This is a genomic window from Ancylomarina sp. (genome assembly GCF_041555295.1).
GTDB lineage: Bacteria > Bacteroidota > Bacteroidia > Bacteroidales > Marinifilaceae > Ancylomarina.
On sequence record NZ_JBFFKR010000266.1, the window covers coordinates 1 to 4,767 of the forward strand.

Here is a 4,767-nt window from a genome sequence, read left to right on the forward strand (position 1 = left end):
GTCTGGATGAAGAACAGCAACTATGCTTTTGTGCAAGGGCTCTTCTTTCATCCTCACTTAAATCTTTAAACCAATCTACTTTTTCTTGAAAAGAAAGGTGATCCAATGACTTTACAGGACATTCCTGATTTCTTTCACCAGTAGGGCAGGAATATAAAATTCCAAAGATTGTAGATTTCCACATAAATTATTATCGATACAGTATTAAAACCATTACTTATTCATGAAACTCATTTCATTGTACAGTAGAGAAGACACTTCCTATTCTGAAATTATCTTGTAAAAATAATGCAGAGAAAGCCCTATGTTTTGGTCACACCACGTAGCCAAAATCATATCGTTTCTCTGCATTACCCAACTAACTATGAAAACTCTTATTTCTTTTCCAGAAATTCACTTTAGCCCTTAAGGCCTTTCAAATTATACCGGAACGAATTACTTGCCATAAAATTCATACATCTTCCATGCATTTTCCCAAGAGTGTATTTCAAATCTGGCATTTTTCGTTCCCAATTGAACATTTTCAACAAATTCTGGATCTGTTTTCTCTAACTTGTTAAGATCCTCATTCATTTTTAAGTATATATTTTTGCCAACTAAAAATAAAGACTCAGATATACCAATCTCCTCTCCTCTACTAATCGTTAAATAATAACGTTTATCCTTAACCTCCACTTTTTCTTTTAATCTATTCAAAGCTGTATTCATCATCTGAGCCGCAGTCTTTTTTTGTCTATCCGTAGAACTTTTCACCTTCTCAAAGTCAACATTGATAAAGAAGAAATATTTTGATCGTTCATACTTATGAACTGCAGCAAATAGATGTTTAGCAGAACTCCCTGAAATCATCACTGAATCTTCACTATGCTTGGCATACAAGCGTTTTTTCACAGCCTTTACCACCTTATTCTTAACAGGATTCTGAACCGAATCACATTTTAAATATTCCAGAAAGTAATAAGGTCGCTCGAATCCATATTTGTTTGCCTCCAGTTTCGCTTCATCAGGACTAAGGACCAGATTCTTCCCAAGCTGATACCATGAATAATTGTCTGCATAGAAACGATCGTTAGCGATCTTCTCCATTCTTAGACTCTCAAGATTCACCTTTTTTGAATTTGCTAATCGTAGCGAATCATTTTCACCAAAAGTATAATTGCTTATCTCAGCATCAACATTGTCCTTGAATTGAGAAATATAAGCCTCATGATTGTATGAATTACAGGCAGTCATCAGCATGAGTGCAACAATAATTAATTGTGAACTTTTCATAAATGTATTTCTTAAGCTTTTTTTACTTTATCCTTGCTACTTATAGCTTGTTCCTTTAAACTTACTTCCACTCTTCCAACAAAGCTTTTGCTTTCAGCTGATGTTCCAAAACAAATCGTACGTAACGAATGTCTACGGAAATTTGTCTGCTCACTTCCGGAAGATATGTGTAATCCGAAACCAGACCATAACCTACCCGATCAAAATTTAATCCGATTAGCTTTCCCTTTTTATTTAAAACCGGGCTACCAGAATTTCCTCCTGTTGTGTGCGCGTTGGTGATAAAACAGGTTGAGAATTTATTTTTACCTAAAGCGACCTCTTTTCTACATAGCTCTGCAAATCCATCAGGAAGAGGATAAACCTTCGGATTCATCTGGTTTTTCTGAACCAGGCTTTCTAAACTTGTCTGGTGAGAATATTGAGTGTCGTCGGTATTTAAACCTTTAACTTTGCCATAAGATACACGTAGAGTTCTATTGGCATCTGGCGATAACTTTTCACTTGCTTTCATTTCCCTGACAGCCTGCACATATCTTTGGTGGTATTTACCATATTCATGTCTGATATCTATGCGCTGACGATACAGCTTCTCTTGGTTAATTAGATAATAACTTAGGCATAAGTTAAAAAGAGGATCTTTTTGAATCGTGACCACATCCGCTTGGGTGTAGTCATTTAAAAATTTGCTCAGTTTCTCCTCTGATGTAAAAACCGATTGTTCAAACACATCATCCATGTATGTCTTAAAATCGCCTTGATACTTTTTACGTGCTTCAACAATAGGAGCCGGTTTTAAACTATCACCGACATTCTCGTCGTACAAACGCACCATAACTTCCAATAATTCTTTCTCCACGTCAACATCAAAATCTTGAAAGAAATTAGAGACCTCTACACGCATGCGTCGCAATTCTTTATTCAATCTTTTCTCATTGATTTTTGTTCGGGAAGATATGGCATTCAACATTTCGAACTTTGCTACAAAAGAGGTGATTTTGGCACCGCTAATGCCTGCTTCGTTCACATAGGCATTTAATTTCTCCAGGGTATCCAATTGCATGCAAAACGATTCAATACCAGGAATCAGATCCTCATATTTTTGTTTTCGCTCATCCGTTGCATTCACCCATTGAGTGAATTCGGCTTCTTGCTTTTGCTTCAACTTTATAATATCAAAACGTTCGATACCTGCCGATTCAGCTTTCCATCGCAACAAACTATTCGATGTCTTACCTTTAACATCAGCATATTTCAGCCACAAATCATCACTCTTACTCATGTTCTTATTGATGATTTCCATTTTTGCATCACGAATTTTAATGGAATGGAAATTGGTGACCTCAACAAGCTGCTTCAAAGCACGGGCTGTTAAAAACTGCTTCGTACTGGCAGGAAAACCAAATACCATCGCAAAATCATCTTCTTCATACCCCTTTAGAGATAAATCCAGTGAATTAGTTGGTTCAATAGGTGTATTGCTTGCAGAATATTTTAAAGACTGATTCGTTGAATCTCCATAGACACGTAGAATACAAAAATCTGCCGACTGACGTGGCCACTGCCAATTATCCGTTTCCCCACCAAATTTTCCTACAGAAAGAGGCGGCATGGCAACAATACGCACATCAGCATAAACCTCATAAACTTCAAGGAAGTACTGAGCACCTCCAAAATAAGGCTTAATCTTCGCTTTGTAATTGGTATTTTTGGTAGCTTCATCAGCGACCTTTTTTCCACGCATTTTCAGCAACTTACCAGTCTGCCTTTCGTTCATAAATTCAGTGCCCTCTTTCAACTGACAGGTTACATCCTCCATACGCACCAATCGAGACAGAGTTAATCCCTTAGCTGGTAGCTCCATTTCTGGTGAACTGGCATAAAACCCATCTTTGATGTAATTCTTTTCAGTGGTGCTGTGCTTGTGTAGATAAGAAACAGCACAGTGATGATTGGTCAATACCAAACCTGTTGAGGAGATAAAAGAACCACTTCCCGAGAATGTTGTTGGGTTATTTGACCTTCCCAATCCAACAACTGCATCCTTCAGGCAAATTTTATTAATATCATAAACATCTTCTGCGGAAAGTTTAAATCCCGCCTTTTTCATGTCTTCTATATTGTATTTCTTCAACAGAGAAGGAAGCCACATGCCTTCATCAGCTTTCGATGGCATTGAAAACAATATCAGGCAAATAATCAATAATTTAATTCTAGTCATGTCAGTTTTTTGCTTGTGATTGGGATTAAACTCTGGAGTGTATGGCTCCTCTCCATCTCAAAAACAAAATGGATAATCCCAATAAATAAGATTCTTAATAGTTCCTTTTCGGATAAAAGTGTTGTCCGTATTTTATCCTTCGATAATGTATTTTAAATAAGTAAAATGCTTTTGGAGTGTTGCATTCCCTTTTTCTGCTTTTTTACTTGCAATTGAATGAATGTTATCTAATTCAGCTTTAACATCAGCCATGGTAACATTATTGAAAGAATGACCACCATCAGCATTATTCTCCTTCAACAACTTTTGCAGCGCTTTCACATACTCAACTTGCATATTTCTCATCCAATGCACGCTTTGTTTTTTATTGGAAACATCAAAAAGGTGGTTTGAAATATCGCTAAGGTATTCACTAACGTAGTAAGGATCTTTAGACATGTTTGAACAGGTAAACATTCTTACTAAAACGTCTCTTCTTATTAGATTATTCACCTTTCCTACCTGAGATTTCAGGATATTCTGATCAAGAGACCCCATTCTACTGGTAAGCTTTTCAGTAGTCATCCAATCGTATTGCGAAAGCAGTTCATCCATCATGAAATCCAGCGCTTCCTTTTGTTTTTTGCGACTAACTGCTTTTAATTTATTTGGATGCTTTTCACTCTTAAAATTAAATTCGTACATCCCTCCCAGGCGAACCTCAGCATGCTTAAAGTACTGATTATATTGCTTTAAAACAGCCTCGTACATTCCCTTTAAATTAAGAGTTCCATATTGATTAGCACCTGTCCATTCCACCAGGTTATCCATGATGAGTTTGGTATTGGAAGCCCCATACTTACCCGCTTTTATCACGTCATTCCCTAGTGATTCCGATAGTACAGAAGGATCTAAGGTTCCATCGCCCATACCATTTTTAGTACCAAACAAGTACATATCATCATGGCTACGATCAGCAATCCACTGGTCCAATACCGCTTGCTCTTTCTGAGGACTTGCTACAGAATAAATAGGTTGATAGGCCCATTTGATTGAAAAATAGTCGTAGGTTCCCAATATAGGAGGTGTTAAACTTGTCACCTTATCGCCGGGTTGAGCAATATAATTGTTTCGGGCATAATCCATGATGGATGCAGCCGTTCCATATTTTTTTGTGAAAGTAGGTGAGCGCAAAGAGTCTACAGGAAAAGCATAGGATGCTCTGTAGTTGTGTTTCAGGCCTAAGGTATGACCAATTTCGTGTGCTGCCGCATAACGAATCAGTTCACCCATAA

At 37.3% G+C, this 4,767-nt stretch carries 4 protein-coding genes; all 4 read right to left on the reverse strand.

The genetic code is table 11. The annotated features are described in order from the left end of the window. On the reverse strand, positions 1-184 hold a 184-nt coding region (locus ABY905_RS14220), incomplete at its 3' end, for a hypothetical protein (protein ID WP_372645016.1). A gap of 251 nt (positions 185-435) precedes the next feature. Beyond that, positions 436-1,272 (reverse strand): hypothetical protein, encoded by an 837-nt coding sequence (locus tag ABY905_RS14225; protein WP_372645018.1) that lies wholly within the window; start codon positions 1,270-1,272, stop codon positions 436-438. A 61-nt stretch (positions 1,273-1,333) separates the two neighbouring features. Further along, on the reverse strand, positions 1,334-3,493 hold the full coding sequence (locus ABY905_RS14230; RefSeq protein ID WP_372645020.1) for a S46 family peptidase: 2,160 nt from the start codon (positions 3,491-3,493) through the stop codon (positions 1,334-1,336). A 132-nt stretch (positions 3,494-3,625) separates the two neighbouring features. Beyond that, on the reverse strand, positions 3,626-4,767 hold a 1,142-nt coding region (locus tag ABY905_RS14235; RefSeq protein WP_372645023.1), incomplete at its 5' end, for a zinc-dependent metalloprotease.

What these genes read in the sequence shown, in the direction of transcription:
- ABY905_RS14230 (WP_372645020.1), bottom strand. Translation starts at nt 3,493, where the DNA reads ATGACTAGAATTAAATTATTGATTATTTGCCTGATATTGTTTTCAATG.
- ABY905_RS14225 (WP_372645018.1), bottom strand. Translation starts at nt 1,272, where the DNA reads ATGAAAAGTTCACAATTAATTATTGTTGCACTCATGCTGATGACTGCC.